The organism is Kribbella sp. NPDC051936 (genome assembly GCF_040680955.1).
Lineage (GTDB): Bacteria > Actinomycetota > Actinomycetes > Propionibacteriales > Kribbellaceae > Kribbella.
On sequence record NZ_JBFAXS010000014.1, the window covers coordinates 92,646 to 109,111 of the forward strand.

The 16,466-nt window shown below is 69.9% G+C and carries 20 protein-coding genes; 10 read left to right on the forward strand and 10 right to left on the reverse strand.

The window, feature by feature from the left end:
• Nucleotides 1–543, reverse strand: coding sequence for a dihydrofolate reductase family protein (locus AB0L64_RS38695; protein WP_363717944.1), 543 nt, complete (start codon nt 541–543; stop codon nt 1–3).
• A 154-nt stretch (nt 544–697) separates the two neighbouring features.
• Here AB0L64_RS38695 and AB0L64_RS38700 point away from each other — a divergent pair, with 154 nt between their 5' ends.
• On the forward strand, nt 698–1,534 hold the full coding sequence (locus AB0L64_RS38700) for an SAM-dependent methyltransferase (RefSeq protein ID WP_363717945.1): 837 nt from the start codon (nt 698–700) through the stop codon (nt 1,532–1,534).
• A 173-nt stretch (nt 1,535–1,707) separates the two neighbouring features.
• Nucleotides 1,708–2,586 carry a DUF3800 domain-containing protein gene (locus AB0L64_RS38705; RefSeq protein WP_363717946.1) on the forward strand — a complete coding sequence of 293 codons (879 nt, stop codon included), beginning with the start codon at nt 1,708–1,710 and terminating at the stop codon, nt 2,584–2,586.
• Here AB0L64_RS38705 and AB0L64_RS38710 read toward each other — a convergent pair.
• Entirely contained in the window at nt 2,550–3,299 is a 750-nt protein-coding gene (locus AB0L64_RS38710; protein ID WP_363717947.1) for an NAD(P)H-binding protein, read from the reverse strand. The two genes, AB0L64_RS38705 and AB0L64_RS38710, sit on opposite strands and share 37 nt — an antisense overlap.
• A gap of 160 nt (nt 3,300–3,459) precedes the next feature.
• Here AB0L64_RS38710 and AB0L64_RS38715 point away from each other — a divergent pair, with 160 nt between their 5' ends.
• The gene (locus AB0L64_RS38715; protein ID WP_359927032.1) at nt 3,460–3,837 is read left to right on the forward strand and encodes a YciI family protein; all 378 of its coding nucleotides are present in this window, start codon (nt 3,460–3,462) and stop codon (nt 3,835–3,837) included.
• A gap of 124 nt (nt 3,838–3,961) precedes the next feature.
• Nucleotides 3,962–4,543, forward strand: a complete 582-nt coding sequence (locus AB0L64_RS38720) for an adenylate kinase (RefSeq protein ID WP_363717948.1) — start codon at nt 3,962–3,964, stop codon at nt 4,541–4,543.
• A gap of 10 nt (nt 4,544–4,553) precedes the next feature.
• On the opposite strand, the gene AB0L64_RS38725 is transcribed toward AB0L64_RS38720, so the two are convergent.
• On the reverse strand, nt 4,554–5,171 hold the full coding sequence (locus AB0L64_RS38725; RefSeq protein WP_363717949.1) for a hemerythrin domain-containing protein: 618 nt from the start codon (nt 5,169–5,171) through the stop codon (nt 4,554–4,556).
• Nucleotides 5,172–5,242: 71 nt separating this feature from the next.
• On the opposite strand from AB0L64_RS38725, the gene AB0L64_RS38730 reads away from it, so the two are divergent.
• Nucleotides 5,243–6,292, forward strand: coding sequence for a lipoate--protein ligase family protein (locus AB0L64_RS38730; RefSeq protein ID WP_363717950.1), 1,050 nt, complete (start codon nt 5,243–5,245; stop codon nt 6,290–6,292).
• Here the strand turns inward: AB0L64_RS38730 and AB0L64_RS38735 are convergent.
• Nucleotides 6,276–7,097 (reverse strand): PhzF family phenazine biosynthesis isomerase, encoded by an 822-nt coding sequence (locus AB0L64_RS38735; protein WP_363717951.1) that lies wholly within the window; start codon nt 7,095–7,097, stop codon nt 6,276–6,278. The two genes, AB0L64_RS38730 and AB0L64_RS38735, sit on opposite strands and share 17 nt — an antisense overlap.
• Before the next feature lie 57 nt (nt 7,098–7,154).
• On the opposite strand from AB0L64_RS38735, the gene AB0L64_RS38740 reads away from it, so the two are divergent.
• A complete protein-coding gene (locus AB0L64_RS38740) occupies nt 7,155–7,538 on the forward strand; it encodes a VOC family protein (RefSeq protein WP_359927019.1) in 384 nt (127 codons plus the stop codon).
• An 11-nt stretch (nt 7,539–7,549) separates the two neighbouring features.
• Here AB0L64_RS38740 and AB0L64_RS38745 read toward each other — a convergent pair whose 3' ends face one another.
• From AB0L64_RS38745 to AB0L64_RS38755, 3 genes are all read right to left on the reverse strand, one after another.
• Nucleotides 7,550–8,233 (reverse strand): DUF1707 domain-containing protein, encoded by a 684-nt coding sequence (locus tag AB0L64_RS38745; protein ID WP_363717952.1) that lies wholly within the window; start codon nt 8,231–8,233, stop codon nt 7,550–7,552.
• Nucleotides 8,230–8,928, reverse strand: coding sequence for a PadR family transcriptional regulator (locus tag AB0L64_RS38750; protein ID WP_363717953.1), 699 nt, complete (start codon nt 8,926–8,928; stop codon nt 8,230–8,232). Before AB0L64_RS38750 ends, AB0L64_RS38745 begins: the two co-directional genes overlap by 4 nt.
• Nucleotides 8,929–9,004: 76 nt before the next feature.
• Nucleotides 9,005–9,724: a DUF2993 domain-containing protein gene (locus tag AB0L64_RS38755; RefSeq protein WP_363717954.1), complete on the reverse strand. Its 720-nt coding sequence runs from the start codon at nt 9,722–9,724 to the stop codon at nt 9,005–9,007.
• 137 nt (nt 9,725–9,861) lie between these two features.
• Between AB0L64_RS38755 and AB0L64_RS38760 the strand changes: the two genes are divergently transcribed.
• A complete protein-coding gene (locus AB0L64_RS38760) occupies nt 9,862–10,404 on the forward strand; it encodes a GNAT family N-acetyltransferase (protein ID WP_363717955.1) in 543 nt (180 codons plus the stop codon).
• A gap of 14 nt (nt 10,405–10,418) precedes the next feature.
• Here the strand turns inward: AB0L64_RS38760 and AB0L64_RS38765 are convergent, their stop codons facing one another.
• Nucleotides 10,419–11,333 (reverse strand): NAD-dependent epimerase/dehydratase family protein, encoded by a 915-nt coding sequence (locus AB0L64_RS38765; RefSeq protein WP_363717956.1) that lies wholly within the window; start codon nt 11,331–11,333, stop codon nt 10,419–10,421.
• A gap of 119 nt (nt 11,334–11,452) precedes the next feature.
• Here AB0L64_RS38765 and AB0L64_RS38770 point away from each other — a divergent pair, with 119 nt between their 5' ends.
• Nucleotides 11,453–12,124, forward strand: coding sequence for a TetR/AcrR family transcriptional regulator (locus tag AB0L64_RS38770; RefSeq protein ID WP_363717957.1), 672 nt, complete (start codon nt 11,453–11,455; stop codon nt 12,122–12,124).
• A gap of 43 nt (nt 12,125–12,167) precedes the next feature.
• Here the strand turns inward: AB0L64_RS38770 and AB0L64_RS38775 are convergent, their stop codons facing one another.
• Nucleotides 12,168–13,466, reverse strand: coding sequence for a S8 family serine peptidase (locus tag AB0L64_RS38775; RefSeq protein ID WP_363717958.1), 1,299 nt, complete (start codon nt 13,464–13,466; stop codon nt 12,168–12,170).
• A gap of 133 nt (nt 13,467–13,599) precedes the next feature.
• Between AB0L64_RS38775 and AB0L64_RS38780 the strand changes: the two genes are divergently transcribed.
• Complete coding sequence (locus AB0L64_RS38780; RefSeq protein ID WP_363717959.1) at nt 13,600–14,145, forward strand: AAA family ATPase; 546 nt, start codon at nt 13,600–13,602, stop codon at nt 14,143–14,145.
• A 554-nt stretch (nt 14,146–14,699) separates the two neighbouring features.
• Entirely contained in the window at nt 14,700–15,545 is an 846-nt protein-coding gene (locus tag AB0L64_RS38785) for an alpha/beta fold hydrolase (RefSeq protein ID WP_363717960.1), read from the forward strand.
• A gap of 410 nt (nt 15,546–15,955) precedes the next feature.
• Here the strand turns inward: AB0L64_RS38785 and AB0L64_RS38790 are convergent, their stop codons facing one another.
• Nucleotides 15,956–16,333 (reverse strand): carboxymuconolactone decarboxylase family protein, encoded by a 378-nt coding sequence (locus AB0L64_RS38790; RefSeq protein ID WP_363717961.1) that lies wholly within the window; start codon nt 16,331–16,333, stop codon nt 15,956–15,958.
• Nucleotides 16,334–16,466 lie beyond the last annotated feature (133 nt).

Genomic DNA, 16,466 nt, shown 5'->3' on the forward strand with positions numbered 1-16,466 from the left:
TTACCTGAGCACCTTGAACCAGAGGCTGGTGGCGAGCGGGGTCTCGGTGGTGCTGAGGCGTTCCAGGCGGACGGTGCGGCCGCCTGGGTGGTCGAAGAGGCGGGTGCCGTCGCCGAGCATGACCGGGGCGTAGAGGAGCAGGACCTCGTCCAGCGCGCCGGCCTCGATGCACTGCTTGGCGATGTTCGCGCCGATGACGTTGACGTACTTGTCGCCGGCCGCCTCCTGGGCCTCGGCGAGTGCCTTCGCGAAGTCGTCGACGTACGTCACGCCGGCGTCCGGCGCGGGCGGCGGCCGGTGCGTGACGACGTACGCCGGTCCGCTCCAGCCACCGCCGAACGCCTCGCCCTCGCCGGCCTCGCCCTTGTACGGATCGTCGCCGTCGTGCGACCGGCGCCCGATCAGTAGCGACCCGATCCGGGGGATCAGGGCGTCGACCTCCGGGTTGGGGCCGAGGTGCGGGCGCATCCACTGCATGTCTCCGCCCGGGCCGGTGATGAAGCCGTCCACCGACATCGTCACCGAGTACAGAACCTTCGCCATCGTCGTTCCTTTCGTTCGGGTGGTGTTGAGACGAACGAGGCGGGTAAAACTCATCGGCGGCGGCCCCGGTGCGGTCCGCGGACGGCTGGATGGATAGCCTTCCGAGAATCCAGCTTTCCGGATCACGGCTGACGGATCGAGGTGCGGTGCGGCGATGCCCCGACACGACGACACGCGCCGGCCGCCGCGCGCCGACGAAGCGGCCGCGATCGACCTCGCCCGCGCCTCCCAGGCCCGGGTCTACGACCTGCTGCTCGGCGGCAAGAACAACTTCGAGGTCGATCGGCAGTTCGTCCAGGAGCTGCTGAAGATCGCGCCCGAGATCTCCGAGCTGACCCGGCAGAACCGCCGCTGGCTGGCCGACGCGATCGGCCGGATGAGCGCGGACGGCGGGATCGACCAGGTCCTCGACCTCGGCGCCGGCCTGCCGACCGCGCTGAACACCCACGACATCGCGCTGTGCGCCGACGCCGCGGCGAAGGTCGTGTACGTCGACAACGACCTGACCGCGGTCTCGCACGGCCAGGCGCTGCTCGCCGACGACCGGCGCAGCTTCTTCGCCGACGCGGACGTCGCCGACCCGGCCGCGGTCCTCACCCATCCCGCTGTGACCGAGGCGCTCGACCTGACCCGCCCCGTCGGGATCCTGCTCGGCCTGGTGCTGCACTCGATCCCCGACCCGGCCGGTGTCGTCGCGGACTACCTGGCCGCGGTGCCGTCCGGCTCCTACCTGGCGCTCACGCATCCGCTCAACCCGCGCGACGGCGGCCGGCTGGCGGAGTTCGCGACCGCGATCGAGGAGAAGCTGCGCGACGCGTTCCCGCACATCCGGTTCCGGACCCGCGACGAGATCGCGGAGCTCGTCACCGGGCTCGACCTGGTCGGGCCAGGCCTGGTCGACCTCGCCTCCTGGTGGCCGGACGGCGAGCGGACCCTGAACGCGTCCGGTACCGGCCGGCTCGTCCTGGTCGCCCTGGCCCGCAAACCGTAGGAATTCGCTGGTGTCCGGCGAGCACCCGGACCATGATGGGTCGCATGTCTGCCAAGGCTGCTGCCGCTCACTGATCGTCACCGCGCCCGATGACTCCCGGCGCGTCCGATCAAGCCCGTCCCGTGGACGGGCCCCTCAGCGTGCAGTCCATCAGCCTTGGAGCCGGTCTTTCCATGACGTCTCAGTCCTGGGTCGAGGTCGCGTGTGACGAGTCGGGGTTCTCCGGAACCAACCTGCTCGACCCCGCCTCACCCGTCATCACCCATGCCAGTGTCGATCTGTCCGTCCCCGCGGCCGCCGACGTGATCGACGTCCTGCGAACCCGGCTGCACCGCCGGACGGAGTACAAGTCCAACCAGTTGCTGCGGCCCGAGCAGCGGCCCGCCCTCGAGTGGCTGCTCACCACCTTGCAGGGGCACGCCCATGTCCACGTCATCGACAAGACCGCGTACGTCGCCGCGCGGGTGGTCGAGCTGTTCACCGAGGAGCCGTCGTACGGCGCCGGCACCAGCCTCGGTACGGACCACTCGGAGCTCGTCGCGGCGCTGCGGCGCCGGACCGGGTTCCTGGCCGCCTTCGTGGACCTGGCCCGGACGAAGCGGGTGCGGCTGATGGACCACGCCGCCGTCGACCGGTTCTTCGCGACGATGCCGGCCGACGTCCCGGCGTTGGGCGGGCTGACGCGGTCCCGCGTCGAGGAGGTGATGCAGCGGCTGATCGACGAGGACCCGGAGCTTCCGCCGCCGTTGGAGCCGCTGGTCCCGGCACTCGCCGAGACGGTGCTGTACTGGAGCGCCGACGGTCGCCAGGTCGCCGTGGTGCACGACGAGCAGAGCGCGCTCACACCGGGCCGGGTGGCCAGGCTGGGCGCGTTCCTCGCCGCGGGTGCGGAGCCGGGACCGCTGCGGTCGTTCGTCCAGGTCGACTCCAGATCTGATCCACGGGTCCAGGTCGCCGACTTCCTGGCCGGGATCGCGCGCCGGCGGACGCCGGACCTGGTGGAACTGCTGGAGCCCTACACCTGCGCCGCCACGAACTCCTCCCAGGTGTGAGTGCCGACGGTGGCGCCGGTGAGCGTGAGGTTGCCGCCCGCGCGGTACACCTTGCCTGCCTTGCCCGGGACGCGGATCGGCACTGACAACCGGTGCCGCCCGGTGGTTCGCAGGTAGTCGCGGGCCAGCTCCGCCAGGCTGTAGACCTTCGGTCCGACCAGATCGGGGACGAGACCCTGCGGCTCACCGAGCGTGAGTTCGGCGAGCCGCTCGGCCACGTCCCGGCTGTCGACCGGCTGGAACCGGAGGCCGCCGGGCACCGGCAGGACGGGCAGTTTCGCCATCGTCCGTACGGCGTTCCAGGCGAAGTCGTGCAGCTGGGCGACTCGCAGCACGGTCCACGGCACCGAGGACCCGCGGACCGCCTGCTCGGCGCCGAGCTTCGACGTGAAGTACGTGAGCGGCAGCTGGTCGACCGCGGTCACCGAGATGTGCACCAGGTGCCCGACCTTCGCGCGCTCGGCTGCCGCGACCAGGTTCCGGGTGCCGATCTCGTCGCCTTTCGGGCCGCCGGCCAGATGCAGGACGACGTCCACGCCGTCCAGAGCCCGGTCCAGCCCTTCCCCGGTCAGGAGGTCGACGGCCAGATACTCGACGCCGTCGCCGCGGTCGTCCGCGTGCCGGCTGAGGACGCGCATCTTGCTGCCGGCCGCCTGCAGTAGCGGGACCACCCGGCGGCCGATCGTTCCGGTACCGCCTGTCACCAGGATCATCAGCTTCTCCGTTCCTCGTTGTGCCTCTGCAGCGCTGACGGAGCCCGATGGGCGGAGTGTGACCGAATGTGAGCTGGAATACATCGGGGCAGAATGTCGAGGGCCTGCCGGCGCCTCCGACGTCCGGGGTGCACGGGATACCGACACAGGAGGTTCTGTCATGAAGTACGTGGTCCTGATCCACTCCAACCCGCAGCCGTGGGGTCACCCGACGATCGACTTCACCGAGGTCGGCCGCGCGATCCCGGCGGACGAGCGGGCCGCGATGGGCAAGGAGTTCGACGAGATGCTCACCGAGCTGTCCGCGTCCGGCGAGCTGGTCACCGGTCTGGCGTTGGACGCACCATCGACCGCCCGGACCTATCGCTGGGAGGGCAAGCGCCCGGTGAACACCGACGGCCCCTACGCCGAGTCCAAGGAGCAGCTGGCCGGCTTCTTCGTCCTGGACTGCGCCACCCGGGCCCGGGCCGAGGAGCTGGCGGCCAAGTTCGCCGGTCCGGGCGACGTCATCGAGCTGCGCCCGGAAATGGAGTTCTGACGACGATTGCGGACAGTAACGCGCGGATGTGACGTAGGACGGGATTTTGGAGTGACGTACGCCGTACCGCGGGCGCGGCCGGTCCCATAATCTGGGGGACTCACCAGGGGTCAGGAGGGGCGCCATGACGACTGTCTTGTTGATGGGACCGCCGGGCGCGGGCAAGGGGACGCATGCGGGTCACCTGGCCGGACATCTCGGCGTGCCCGTCATCTCCACGGGTGACCTGTTCCGCCGCAACATCAAGGACGGCACCGAACTCGGCCGCACCGCGCAGCGCTACCTCGACGCCGGGGAGTACGTGCCCGACGAGGTCACGAACGCCATGGTCCGCGACCGCCTCGCCGCGAAGGACGCCCGTCCGGGCTTCGTCCTGGACGGGTATCCGCGCACGCTCGAGCAGGCCGGCGTCCTGGACGACATCCTCAGCGGCCAGGGCCGCTCACTCGATGCGGCCCTGGTGCTGCAGGTCGAGCCCGACGCGCTCGTCGACCGGCTGCTCCGGCGCGCCGAGATCGAGCACCGCTCGGACGACACCGAGGACGTCATCCGCCGGCGCTTCGAGGTCTACCACGAGCAGACCGCTCCGCTGATCGAGTTCTACGCCGGCCGCGGCATCCACCACGAGGTCGACGCGTCCGCCGACATCGACACGGTCCGCGCCCGCGTCTGGCAGGTCGCCGTACGCCTCAAGCCGGCCGCGTAGCCGTCCGTCGTCAGGCGCGCCAGGTCGGGGCCACCGTCTTGCGGTAGGAGCGGCCGAAGACGCCGGCGATCACGGCCAGGACCGGCTTCGGGACCGTGCCGGTGATGGCGGCGGACTCCGCCGGGGTGGCGCCGTCGAGCGCCCAGGCGAAGAAGGTTCCGCCCTGCGCCGGGCCGACCTTCGCGAACTCGCGACCCATCGCCTTCAGCTCGGGCGAGCCCTCGTTGGCCAGGTAGACCGGTTCGATCTCGGCCTCTTCGTGCTCGAGGTGCTCGACAGTGACCCGTTGCAGCTCCTGGATCGCTGCGTGTGCGGCCGCGGCGTCCTCCGCGCTCGCCGTGCGTCGCAACGTACCCATCGCGGTCCGCGACGCCGCCAGCGCGGCCGCCATCGTGTCGTGCTCGGCGTCCAGCTGCGTCAGCAACTCCGGGCTGACGCCGAGTTTCTCCAGCGCCGGCCACGCGATCTCGTGCTCACCCTCGTGGTGCCGGGTGAGCTGACTGTCGAAGTTCTGCCAGGCCGTGGCCAGCTGCACGGCCCGCGTGCGGTCCCCGGCCGGGAACCGTTCCAGTGCGTCCAGGAACCGATCCAGATCCCGCCGGACAGCGGCATGGATCGCCTTGTTCATGCTCATCTCCCCCATGGGTGGGAGTATCCGTCCCGGGAACAACTGTTGACCAGAGCAAGTTGGTGCTGAATATGCATGGTGAGTACAAGGTCCCGGGCGGGAAGCTCGTCGTCGCGGACCTGGATCTGGTCGACGACCACGTGCGGAACGCGCAGATCTCCGGAGACTTCTTCCTGGAGCCCGACGACGCGCTGGAGCGGATCAACGGGGCGCTGGCCGGTCTGCAGGTGGACACGTCCGCGGCCCAGATCGCGGCCCGGGTGCGCGGCGCGCTCGGCGACGGCGTCGAGATGCTCGGGTTCTCGCCCGAGGCCGTCGCGGTCGCGGTCCGGCGGGCGGTGACCGGCGCGACCGGCTGGCGCGACCACGAGTGGGAGTTCGTGCACGACGTACCGCGGGATCCGGCGCTGCAGATGGCCCTCGACGAGGTGCTCACCGAAGAGGTCGGGTCGGGGCAGCGGCCGCCGACATTGCGGGTCTGGGAATGGGCGTCGAACGCGGTCATCATCGGCAGCTTCCAGTCGCTGCGCAACGAGGTCGACCTGGGGGGCGCGGCCCGCCACGACGTCACCGTCGTCCGGCGGATCAGCGGCGGCGGCGCGATGTTCGTGGAGCCGGGCAACACGATCACGTACTCGCTGTACGTGCCGGAGTCGCTCGTGTCCGGCCTGTCGTTCGTCGAGTCGTACGCGTTCCTCGACGACTGGGTCATTGGCGCGCTCAACGATCTCGGCATCGCGGCGACGTACCAGCCGATCAACGACATCACCTCGCCGGCGGGCAAGATCGCCGGTGCCGCGCAGAAACGGTTCGCCGGCGGCGCGGTGCTGCACCACGTGACGATGGCCTACGACATGGACGCCGGCAAGATGCTCGAGGTCCTGCGGATCGGGCGGGAGAAACTGTCCGACAAGGGCACCACGAGCGCGAACAAGCGCGTCGACCCGCTGCGCAGCCAGACCGGTCTCGACCGTGCGGACGTGATCTCGCGGATGGTCGGCACCTTCCGGAACCGCTACGGGCTGGCGGACGGCGTGATCTCGGCCGGCACCGTCGCGCAGGCCGAGGAGCGGGTCGGCGCCAAGTTCGGCACCGAGGAGTGGCTCACGCGGGTGCCGTGATCGGTACGGCGTTGCCGCTCACCCGCACGCGGTTGTCGTCCGGGCGGAGCTCGACCGTGATGAGGCTCGGCCGCCCGAGGTCCGCGCCCTGGTGCAGGGTGATCGTCGGCCGCGATTCGCCGAGCTCCCGCAGGTAGGCGCCGAACGCGGCCGCGGCGGCGCCGGTCGCCGGGTCTTCGACCACACCGCCCACCGGGAACGGGTCGCGCACGTGGAAGACGGCCGGCGATTCCCGCCAGACGAGCTGCAGCGTGGTCAGGTCGCGGTCGAGCATGTACGCGAGCAGGCGGTCGAAGTCGTAGTCCAGGTCGGCCAGTCGTTGCCTGGTCGCCGTACTGAGCACGAGATGCCGCGCCCCGGCGTACGCGATCCGCGGCGGCAGGGCGGGGTCGAGGTCGTCGGGTGACCAGCGCAGGATGTCGAGCACGTCGCCGAGCTCGCCGGCCGGCTCGACGTACGGCTCGACGCTGGTCAGTGTGGCGCGCAGGTTGTCGTCGACGGTCACCGGGACTTCACCGGCCTGTGTCGCGAAGACGATCTCGCCGGGGCCGGTCCGCTCCGCCAGCGCGACGGCGGTCGCAACGGTCGCGTGACCGCAGAACGGGACCTCGGCCTTGGGGGAGAAGTACCGCACCGGGCGGACGTCGCCCTCGCCGGTGAGGAACGCGGTCTCGGAGTACCCGACCTCGGCCGCGATCGCCTGCATCGCAGCGTCGTCGAGCCCACCCGCGTCGAGCACCACACCCGCCGGATTCCCCCCGGCCGGGTCGGACGTGAAAGCCGCGTAGCGGAGAACAGTCGCCATACAGGTCATCCAATCATCTGCGCGCGAAGATACGGCGCGGCGCCGACAATTGGCGGTATGGAGATCGGGTACGTCATCTTGTACGTCGAGGACCTGGACGTGTCCGTGCGGTTCTACCGCGACGTGGCCGGGCTGGCGTACAAGTTCACGGATGCGGGTTACGCCGAGTTCGACGCCGGCGGAGTGCGTTTCGCGTTGTACGAGCGCCGGCGGGCGGAGTGGTTGACCGGGCGGGCGGTGACGCCGGGCGCGGGCGGGGAAGTGGTGGTGCCGGTGGAGGACGTCGACGCGTACGCCGAGCGGCTGCGGGCGGCCGGCGTACCGGTGCTGAGCGGGCCGGCGGACCGTCCGTGGGGACACCGGACGGTCCACGTCGCCGACCCGGACGGGTTCGTCGTGGAGTTCGCGGAGGAGATCCCGCGGACCCGGGGGCGGCTCTAGGTCAGGGTCGGTCAGCGGTAGTGACGCCTGCGGGACATGCCGCTGATGAGGATGATCCAGAACATGCCCCAGAGGAGCCAGGGCGCGGTGAGCGCGACCGACGTGACCACCAGGCCGATCATCAGGAACGGCGCCAGCATCAGGAACGGCGGCGGCGGACCGGTACGACGGCGGAGAGCGGCCGGGGCTGGCGCGACCTGCAGTTCCGTCGATGCCGGCAGGTCGTCGAACAGCGGCTCGAGGTCGTCGGCGTACCGTGCCCGTGTCACTACCTCGCTCCGCTCCTCGAACTCGGCCTGGGTCAACCGGCCGGCCACGAAGTGCTCGCTCAGCATCGAGACGGCGCGGTCCCGCTCGGCGTCGCCGATGCGCACCCGCTTCACGTCGCTTCGCGGCCGCTCCGGGGTCTGCGCACCTGACGGGTCGTCGCGGCCGGCGTCGGCCCAGCGTGCGTCGCGGCCGGCATTGTCCGAGGCGTCGTCGGGGCGGTCGGTGTTCCAGGCGGCGGCTCGCCACTCGCCGCTCCAACCGCGGCCGTGCCAGTCTCCGCCCCAGCCGTGCTGCTGCGGACGACCGCCCGGCTCACCGAACCAGCCCTGCCCGTTCCAGACCTGTCCGTCCCAGCCTTGACCGCGCCTGCGTGGCCGGCCACCGGGACCGCCTCGCCGGGGGCGGTCCCGATCGGCGGAGCTCATGAACGGTCCTGCTCGTTGCCGTCGTCCTCCTCGGCGAGGATGCCGTACAGCTTCCGGCGCAGGTCGGCGACCGCCTCGCGGGCCCTCGCCTGCTGCTCCGGCGTACCGCTCGCCAGGATCTGCCACATCGCCGTCGCGACCTGCCCGAACAGCGGCTTGAACCCGTTCTCGTCGTCACCCGACGGAGCGCTCATCGCCTCCCACGGCGCGGACACCTCGTCCTGGTGCTCGGCGACGTACGTGCGGCCCTCGTCGGTCAGCCGGAACGTCCGCCGCCCGACCTCCGCGTCCGCGGTCACCAGGCCCTCGTCCTCGAGCTGCTGCAGCGTCGGGTAGATCGAGCCCGGGCTCGGCTTCCACACGCCGCCGCTGCGCTCGGCGATCTCCTGGATGATCCCGTAGCCGTTCATCGGCTGCTCCGCGAGCACGGCGAGGATCGCCGCCCGGACGTCGCCGCGGCGCGCCTTCGGTCCACGCCAGCGCGGCGGCGGTCCCCACGGCGGCCCGAACATCTGCCCGCCGCCGCCGAACATGCCCCACGGCGGCCCGAAGTTCTGCTGATGCCCCCGATGCCCCTGGTGCCCGCGGTGACCGCTCATCGCCGCGCGCAACTCGTCCAAGATGTCGTCGAAGGTTGAACAGTGCCGCGCGAACTGCGCCCAAGGCCAGCCCGCGGCGTACGCCGATCCGGTCATCTGGACCACCCGTCCCTCACGAAAAGTGATTGCGATAGTTCGACGATATATCGCGAACCATCGCAACCCAAGGGACTCATCCGTTGAACTTCAGGTCCTTCGCGGCCGCGGTCACGACGACCGAGTTGTCCACGACGCGGATCCCGGTCAGCTGGGCGCCGAACGGCAGCTCGGGCAGCGTGATACCGGTCGCGAGCTGGCTGCGGATCGCGTCCTGGACGTACGACGGGATCGAGTCCGACATCTGGCCGAGCGCCAGTGCGACGCGGCCGTCCGTGACCTGCGGCGTGATCGGTACGTCGAGGTTGAAGCCGCGGATCGAAGCCTTCGCGTGCAGCCTGCCGTCGACGACGGCCAGCGACAGCCCTTCGAGCCCCGTACTGCGAACGGCGAGCCGGGCCAACTCGCGCGGCGAGAGCTGCAGTTGCAGATCTGTCGTATCGATCGTCACCGCGCCGGACTGCTGGGTCAGCAGCGATCGCGGCACGTGCACGTTCTGCAGCTCGACCTTCAGGTCCTCACCCGGGACGCCGGAGAACGTCGGCTTCTCCATCGTCAAGGTGACCTTGGAGAAGTCCTCCTTGGCCAGCTGCGGCAGGAACCCGAAGCCGCCGATCTTCACCGACGTGCCGGCCGAGCGTACGTCGTACTGCTTGGCCTCCTTGTCGGCCATCGACGCGAGCTGGTTCTCCGCCACGTACGCGGCGGCGCGATCGACGACGATCGCCAAGACCGCCAGCACCACCAGCGTGACGACGAGCCGGCGGAACCACCGGCTTGGTCTCCTGGAACTCATCACTGCCCTTCTCCGGTCGACGCGCACAGCCTAGGCCCCCGGTGGTGAGACTCCGGCCGGCGTCACCCGGTTGGCGCCGGCGCCGCTCCAGAAAAAACGATTGCCTCGAGGGGCACGGCTCGCGTTGGCTGGACGGCATGGCTGAACTGCGTACCGATCGCCTCGTCCTGCGCCGATGGCGAGACTCCGACCTCGAACCATGGGCGGCGATGAATGCCGATCCCGAGGTCCGTGAGCACCTGGGCGACCTGCTGACCCGCGAACAGAGCGATGCCTCGGTGGCAGCGTTCCAGGCCGAGTTCGACCAGCGAGGCTACGGCTGGTGGGCCGTCGAGGTGCAGGCCACGGGCGAGTTCATCGGTTTCGCGGGCCTGGACCGGGTGGACGACGACATGCCGTTCACCGGAGTGGAGATCGGCTGGCGGCTCGCCCGATCGGCCTGGGGCCACGGCTACGCCACCGAGGCCGCGCTGGCGGTGCTGACGTACGGCTTCGACGCTCTCGAACTCCCCGAGATCCTTGCCGTGACGACGGCTCTCAACCATCGTTCCCAGGCGGTGATGCGCCGGATCGGCATGACCCGCGACCCTGCCGACGACTTCGACAACCCTTCCGCATCCGAAGGTCCGCTGCGTCCGAACGTGCTGTACCGCATCGAGCGCGGTACGACCGGACGCTGACGTTCTCCGCCGTACTAGCGCCGCAGTTCCTCGACGGATTCGCGGAGTGCGTCGTCGACCGGCGCCGGTTTGATGCCGAAGGCAACAGTCGCGGCGGTCGAGTCGAGGACGAACGGGCGCCGCCACTGGTACTGCGTCTCGACCAGTGCGCGCGCTGCCGGGTTGAACAGTCCGGCCAGACGCAACGCGGTCACCGGCATCGCGGCGATCCGCGCGGGCGGTGCGCCGGCCAGGTCGGCCGCGCGGGCCGCGAGGGCCCGGACCGATACCGGCTCCGCGCTCGGCACGTGCCACGCGCGACCCCACGCGCGCTCGTCGTCGCCGACCGCGATCAACGTGCGCGCGACGTCGCCGACGTAGGTCCAGGTGTGCGGCGCGTCCAGATCGGCCGGTACGGACGCCCGCTTGCCGGCGACCACCTTGGGCAGCACCATCACGCTGAACGTCGTCAGCGCACCGGCGCCCAGGTAGTCCGAGCCCCGCACCTCCGCGGTCCGGATCCGCCCGGCGCGATGCGCCTCGAGGGCGTCGGTCCACAGCTTGGCCCGCACCTGTCCCTTGATCGAGTTCGGACGCAACGGCATGTCCTCGGTCATCGGCCGGTCCACGGCGCCGTACCCATAGAGGTTTCCGGTCGTGACGAGCACGGCCCCGCTCGCTTCGGCCGCCTTGACCAGCGCCGCTCCGAGCGGGGGCCAGTCGGTCGGCCAGCGGTGGTAGGGCGGGCCGGCGCACGAGTAGATCGTCGACGCGCCCTCGGCGTACCGGGCCAGCAGAGCGGCATCCGTCGCGTCCGCCGCGATCCGCTCGACGCCCTCCGGGCCGCTGCCGGAGCGGGTGATGACGCGGACCTGCTCGCCCCGCTCGGCGAGCCTGCGAGCGGTGGCCGTGCCGACCGGCCCGGCGCCGACGACGATCTGCAGAGACATGGGACCCCTCCGTGTGGAGAACACTGTTCTCGGAACAGTTCACTGCACTGCGGCGGGTCTTGTCAAGAACAGTGTTCTCGTTACGCACCAGCGTTCTCGGCCTGTGTCAGACTGAGGCCATGTCAGCACCGTCGCTCCGCGCCCGCGTCCGATCGGAGATGAGTCAGGAGATCAAGGCGGTCGCCCGTCGGCACCTCGCGACCGACGGCGCCAACCTGTCGCTGCGCGCGGTTGCCCGCGACCTCGACATCGTCGCCTCGGCGCTCTACCGGTACTTCCCGAGCCGCGATGCGCTCCTCACCGCGCTGATCATAGACGCCTACGACGACCTCGCCGATGCCGCGGGCGCCGCCGAGTCCGCCGTACCGCGCGACGACCTCCGCGGCCGGTGGCTCGCCGTGTGCTCCGGCGTCCGTGACTGGGCACTCGCGCATCCGGCCGAGTACGGCCTGATCTACGGCAGCCCTGTGCCCGGGTACGCGGCGCCACCGGACACCGTCGAGCCGGCGACCAAGGTGATCCTGCTGCTGGCCGCGATCGTCGCCGACGCCGACCCGCCGTCGGCCGACCTGCCCTCGGCGCTCCACGATGATCTGCATCGCCTCATCGCGGGCCGCGGCGGCGCCATACCCGAGGATCAGCTAGACCGCGTGCTGGTCGCCTGGACGCACTTGTACGGCGTCCTCAACTTCGAGGTGTTCGGCCGCCTCGACGGCATGATCGAAGCCCGCTCCGGCTACTTCGACCACCACATGCACCTGATGGCCGATCTGGCCGGTCTCCCCGAATGACAGCGGGGCGGGAACATGTCCCGCCCCGCTGACCGGGCTGACGTCAGGAGGTGGCCGCCAGGGCGTTCACCATTCCGGCGCCGTAGAAGGTGGTGCTGGACGGTCCGCCGGTGCACTGGCGGACGTCATCGGCCGGCCAGTTGGCCGGGCAAGCGGTCGGTGTCGCAGTGCGGCGGATCTGCGCCGCCACGGCACCTGGGCTCCAGTTCGGGTGCAACTCCCGGATCAGGGCCGCCACGCCGGCTACGTGCGGCGAGGCCATCGACGTACCGCTGATCCAGACCCAGCGATTTCCGCTGGCGTCCTCGACCCCGCGTCCTGCAGCGGCCAGAGCCTCCCACTGGCCGGTTCCGTCGGTGCTCGACCAGCCGGCGAGGATCCGGCCGTACGTCGTACCCGGGGTCTGAGCCGCGTCGCCACCTGGCGCGGTGACGTCGACGGTCGGACCGCCGGTGTTGGAGTAGCTGGCAAGCGTGCTCACGCCGGACGCCGATACCGCAACCACACCGGGGAGTTCAGCCGGCGCGACGCGGCAGTTGTTGTGCACGATGCGCTCGACTGCCGCGTCCGGCGGCCAGTCCGGGCTGATGACATCGGTCGTCGGGTGTCCGAGGTCCTGCGCCTCGTTGCCGGCCGCTGCCACGATCACGACACCGCGCTGCTGTGCGTACCGCGACGCGCTCTGCAGGTCCTGCAGGAGCGCCCGCTGCTGGGCGTCGTTGCCGCAGAAGTACAGCCACGGGTCGGCGAACAGGCTCAGGTTGACGACGTCGAGACGCTGGTCACCGGCGTACCGGAGCGCGGCCGCGACCGAGTCGGCGAAGCAGTAGCCCGCGATCGTGCAGGCCTTGATCGCGACGATCGTGGCGTCGGGGGCCACCCCCGCGATACCCGTGCCGTTGAGCCGTCCCGCGATCGTGGTGGCCACATGGGTGCCGTGGCCCTGCAGATCCTGGACGGCGGCCTTGTTGGCGCAGTTCCCGTTCGCGATCTCCTGCGGATCGGCTGTCGGCGTGGTCGAGAAGATGAACGAGCAGGAACGGGCGACGTCCAGATGCCCGGTCAGGTCGGGATGGGTCAGATCGACGCCACCGTCGATCACCCCGACATTGACGCCGGCACCCGTGGCGTTGGCGTACGACGCCGCACCGACCCCGATCCGCCGCATGTCCCACTGACAGGCCGACAACGGCTCGGGGCCCTGCGCGACGCCGAAGAAGGCAGCGCAGTTGGCTGACGCCTGTGCCGGCGTCAAGGCGCCCGGGGTGGCGGCCGCCGCTGGAGTGATCAACCCCAGCATCAGCGCGAGCACAGCCCCCACGAGCAGCACGAACTTTCTCATTCCGATTCCCCTTCCCCCAAGGCGGTGACGACGCACCGCCCGATCGATGCCCCATGATCGGTCGGCTCCGGGGACTGCGCAACGACTCGGCGAGGGGTACCAGGTTCCGCCGTTGCTAGGGTGGTTCGTCATTATGTTTCTGCTGCAGATGTCCGGCGTCCCTGGTTCCGGAAAGTCCACGGTCGCCGCCCACGTCGTGGCAGCCCACGGAGCGGTCGCCGTCGACTACGACGTCATCAAGAGCGCCATCCTGGACGCCGGCTTCGATCTTGCCGCCAGCACGAAGGCGGCGTACGAGACCATGTACGGGATGGCGCGGCATCTGCTCACGCAGGGTCATCACGTGGTCATGGACAGCCCTTGCTTCTGGCCCCGCATCCTCACCGAGGGGATGTCGATCGCCGCTGCCCAGGGCGCGACGTACAAGTACATCGAGTGCCAGGTCACCGATCTCCAGGTCGTCGACGAGCGACTCCGCCGACGCCCACGGTTGAGAAGCCACCGCCCTTCGCTCAACGACTTACCGAAGGACGTGGCAGGCGATCCGGTGGACGGCGAAGCTCTGTTCCACGAATGGATGACCCGGATCGAGCGTCCGGCGACCGAATACCTCGAACTGGACATGCACCGCCCCCTGGCCGAACTGGTACCGAAGATCGATGCCTACCTGAAGGCCTAGGCCCTGTCTGTACTCTGTGGCTTGCCACGGCACCGAAATACGCACGGTCGCGTGCGGGCGAAGTCAACGCGAGCGACCTGCGCAGCCTCGGCCTGGAATTGCGCAGGTTCCGGTAATCGCTTCCTGGCGACACATCGCCCGCCTGATCGGACCTCAGCCACGGGACCGAGCTCTCGAGCCGGTCCAGCAGGCGTGCGCGCGACCCTCCTGCTTGGCGCGAGGCGGAGCCGCCGCGAGGGCGCCAACACTCGCCAGACGATCTCCGGTTCGAGCCCACGTCGTTCGGGCATCCCGCCAGTCTCAGACTGCTCCGTCATGAGTGCAGCCTCGGTCGCGAATCCTCAATTTGCAGTACGGGCCGACACAGCGAAACGCTGGCTGAGGTCCTAAAATGATCCACCCGACCGCCGTCCGCTCCACGCCGCCAGGGCGAGGAGCGGACGGCGTCAGTTCTGGTCGTGGAAAGGCGCCACGGATCGGCCGCACCGCATCAGCGGAGCCGGTCACCGATGCTGGGCTTCAATGGGGACCAGGGATATCGGAGGAGTAGGCCGGTGCGCAGGAGGCTGTCGGACTCGTCGAGCAGGGATTGCTGGGTTGACGAGTACTTGTCAGTGCAGGGCTGCGCGGTCCGCTGCCGCCGCAGCGTCGAGGCGAGTGGACCGCCGATCGTGCATGTCCATGGCTTCGGCATCTCTGGCAGCTATCTCATGCCGACAGCCCGCCTCCTCGTAGACCATTGGGTCAACGTGGTGCCCGATCTCCCTGGCTACGGGCGCAGCGAGCGGCGTGATCATGTGCTCGACATCCCGGAACTAGCCCATGCGCTGATCGCCATCCTCGACCGGTTGCGTGTCGATCAAGCCGTGCTGGTGGGCAATTCCATGGGCTGTCCAATCGGCCTGGAGGTCGCTCACGCGGCGCCGGACAGGGTGCACCGCCTGGTCCTGGTCTCTCCTGCGGGCGGCCTGCAAAATCAGCCGCTCGCGCGTGCCATCGGCCAACTCGCTCTCGACGTAGTCCGGGAGAGCCCGAGGATGATCCCGGTCGCGCTGCCTGACTATCTGCGGTTCGGGCCGATCAATGGCCTCAGGCTGTTTCATGAGCTCACCCGCTTCCCGTCCTTGGAGCGGCTGCTCCACACACCGGTTCCCACCCTTGCCGTACTGGGTGGACGAGATCCCCTCATGCCACCCCCGCGCCGAGTACGCGAGGTTGGCCAGGCCGCACCCGGTCACGTGAGCGTGGTCCAGATCGACCAAGCTGCTCACGCCGTCAACTTCAGTCACTCCAGTCAACTCGCGTACGTGATCACCTCCTGGCTGAACGACCAGGACATATTCGACAACGCACAGCGCCCGGCCGGCATCCGGCCGATTCACACCCATCGCGACGACTAACCACCGGACCGACGTACTCATCTGCAGTGGCTACTTTCACTGAGCAAGGTCGGAGGCGGCCTCGCAGCGGGCCGTTAACCCAGCTCTGGACTGACTCGCGCTGTCGCTGGGACGGGGCAATAGTCGGCCCGAACGGGCACCCCCCGGACCACCGAAGATGCTGGTCGGACAGTCGCCCTCGTCCGTGGCGGCGTCCTCGGCGTTGTCGCGCTCACCGAACCGGCGGGCCACCGCCCGGGCTCAAGTGGACCCAGGTGATCGCCTCGCAGGCGACGACTGGCGTCCCCCCGCTGGGCCTGGGGGTGACCTTGGCGCAGTTGTCTACGGCGTGCACTGTCTCGAGGTCCTGCTGGCTGACAGCGCCGAGGAGCTCGGGGATTTCCGGTCAACACGGGTGCTGTGAACGGGGACTATTCGTTGGACCCGTCCGCTTGTGCGGCCCGGGACTTGGCGGCGTCCTCGGCGGCGGCCGTCAGGACGGCGTCGCTGAGAGCAAGCGCGACGACGCCGAGGGAGTCGACGATCTTCCGGGTTGCCGACATCACGCGGGGCGCGCCGACGATGGGTGCGACGGTGACCAGCACCGACTGGGCGGTCTCGACGGTCAGGCCGGCCTCGGCGGCTGGGCCGATGTTCAGCAGGTAGGACTCGGCGGGTGCGTCGACGGCGACGAGAGCGGCCAGTCGCGCCACCATCAGGGTGTGCGGGTCGAGGTTGGACTCGATGAGCGATGCCGCCGTCATCGCAGTCAGGGTGTCGAGGATTGGCGTCGCGGCCTGGTCGTCCATGAGCTGAGCTCTCCCTCCCTGGTCGCGGGCGCGCGACCCGTAGCTGTCGTCATCACCGCCTTCGATGGAATCGCGGGTACCGGGCAGATGCCTCATCCGGTCCGGGTGATTCATGCCGAACTGGTGCAGGTGA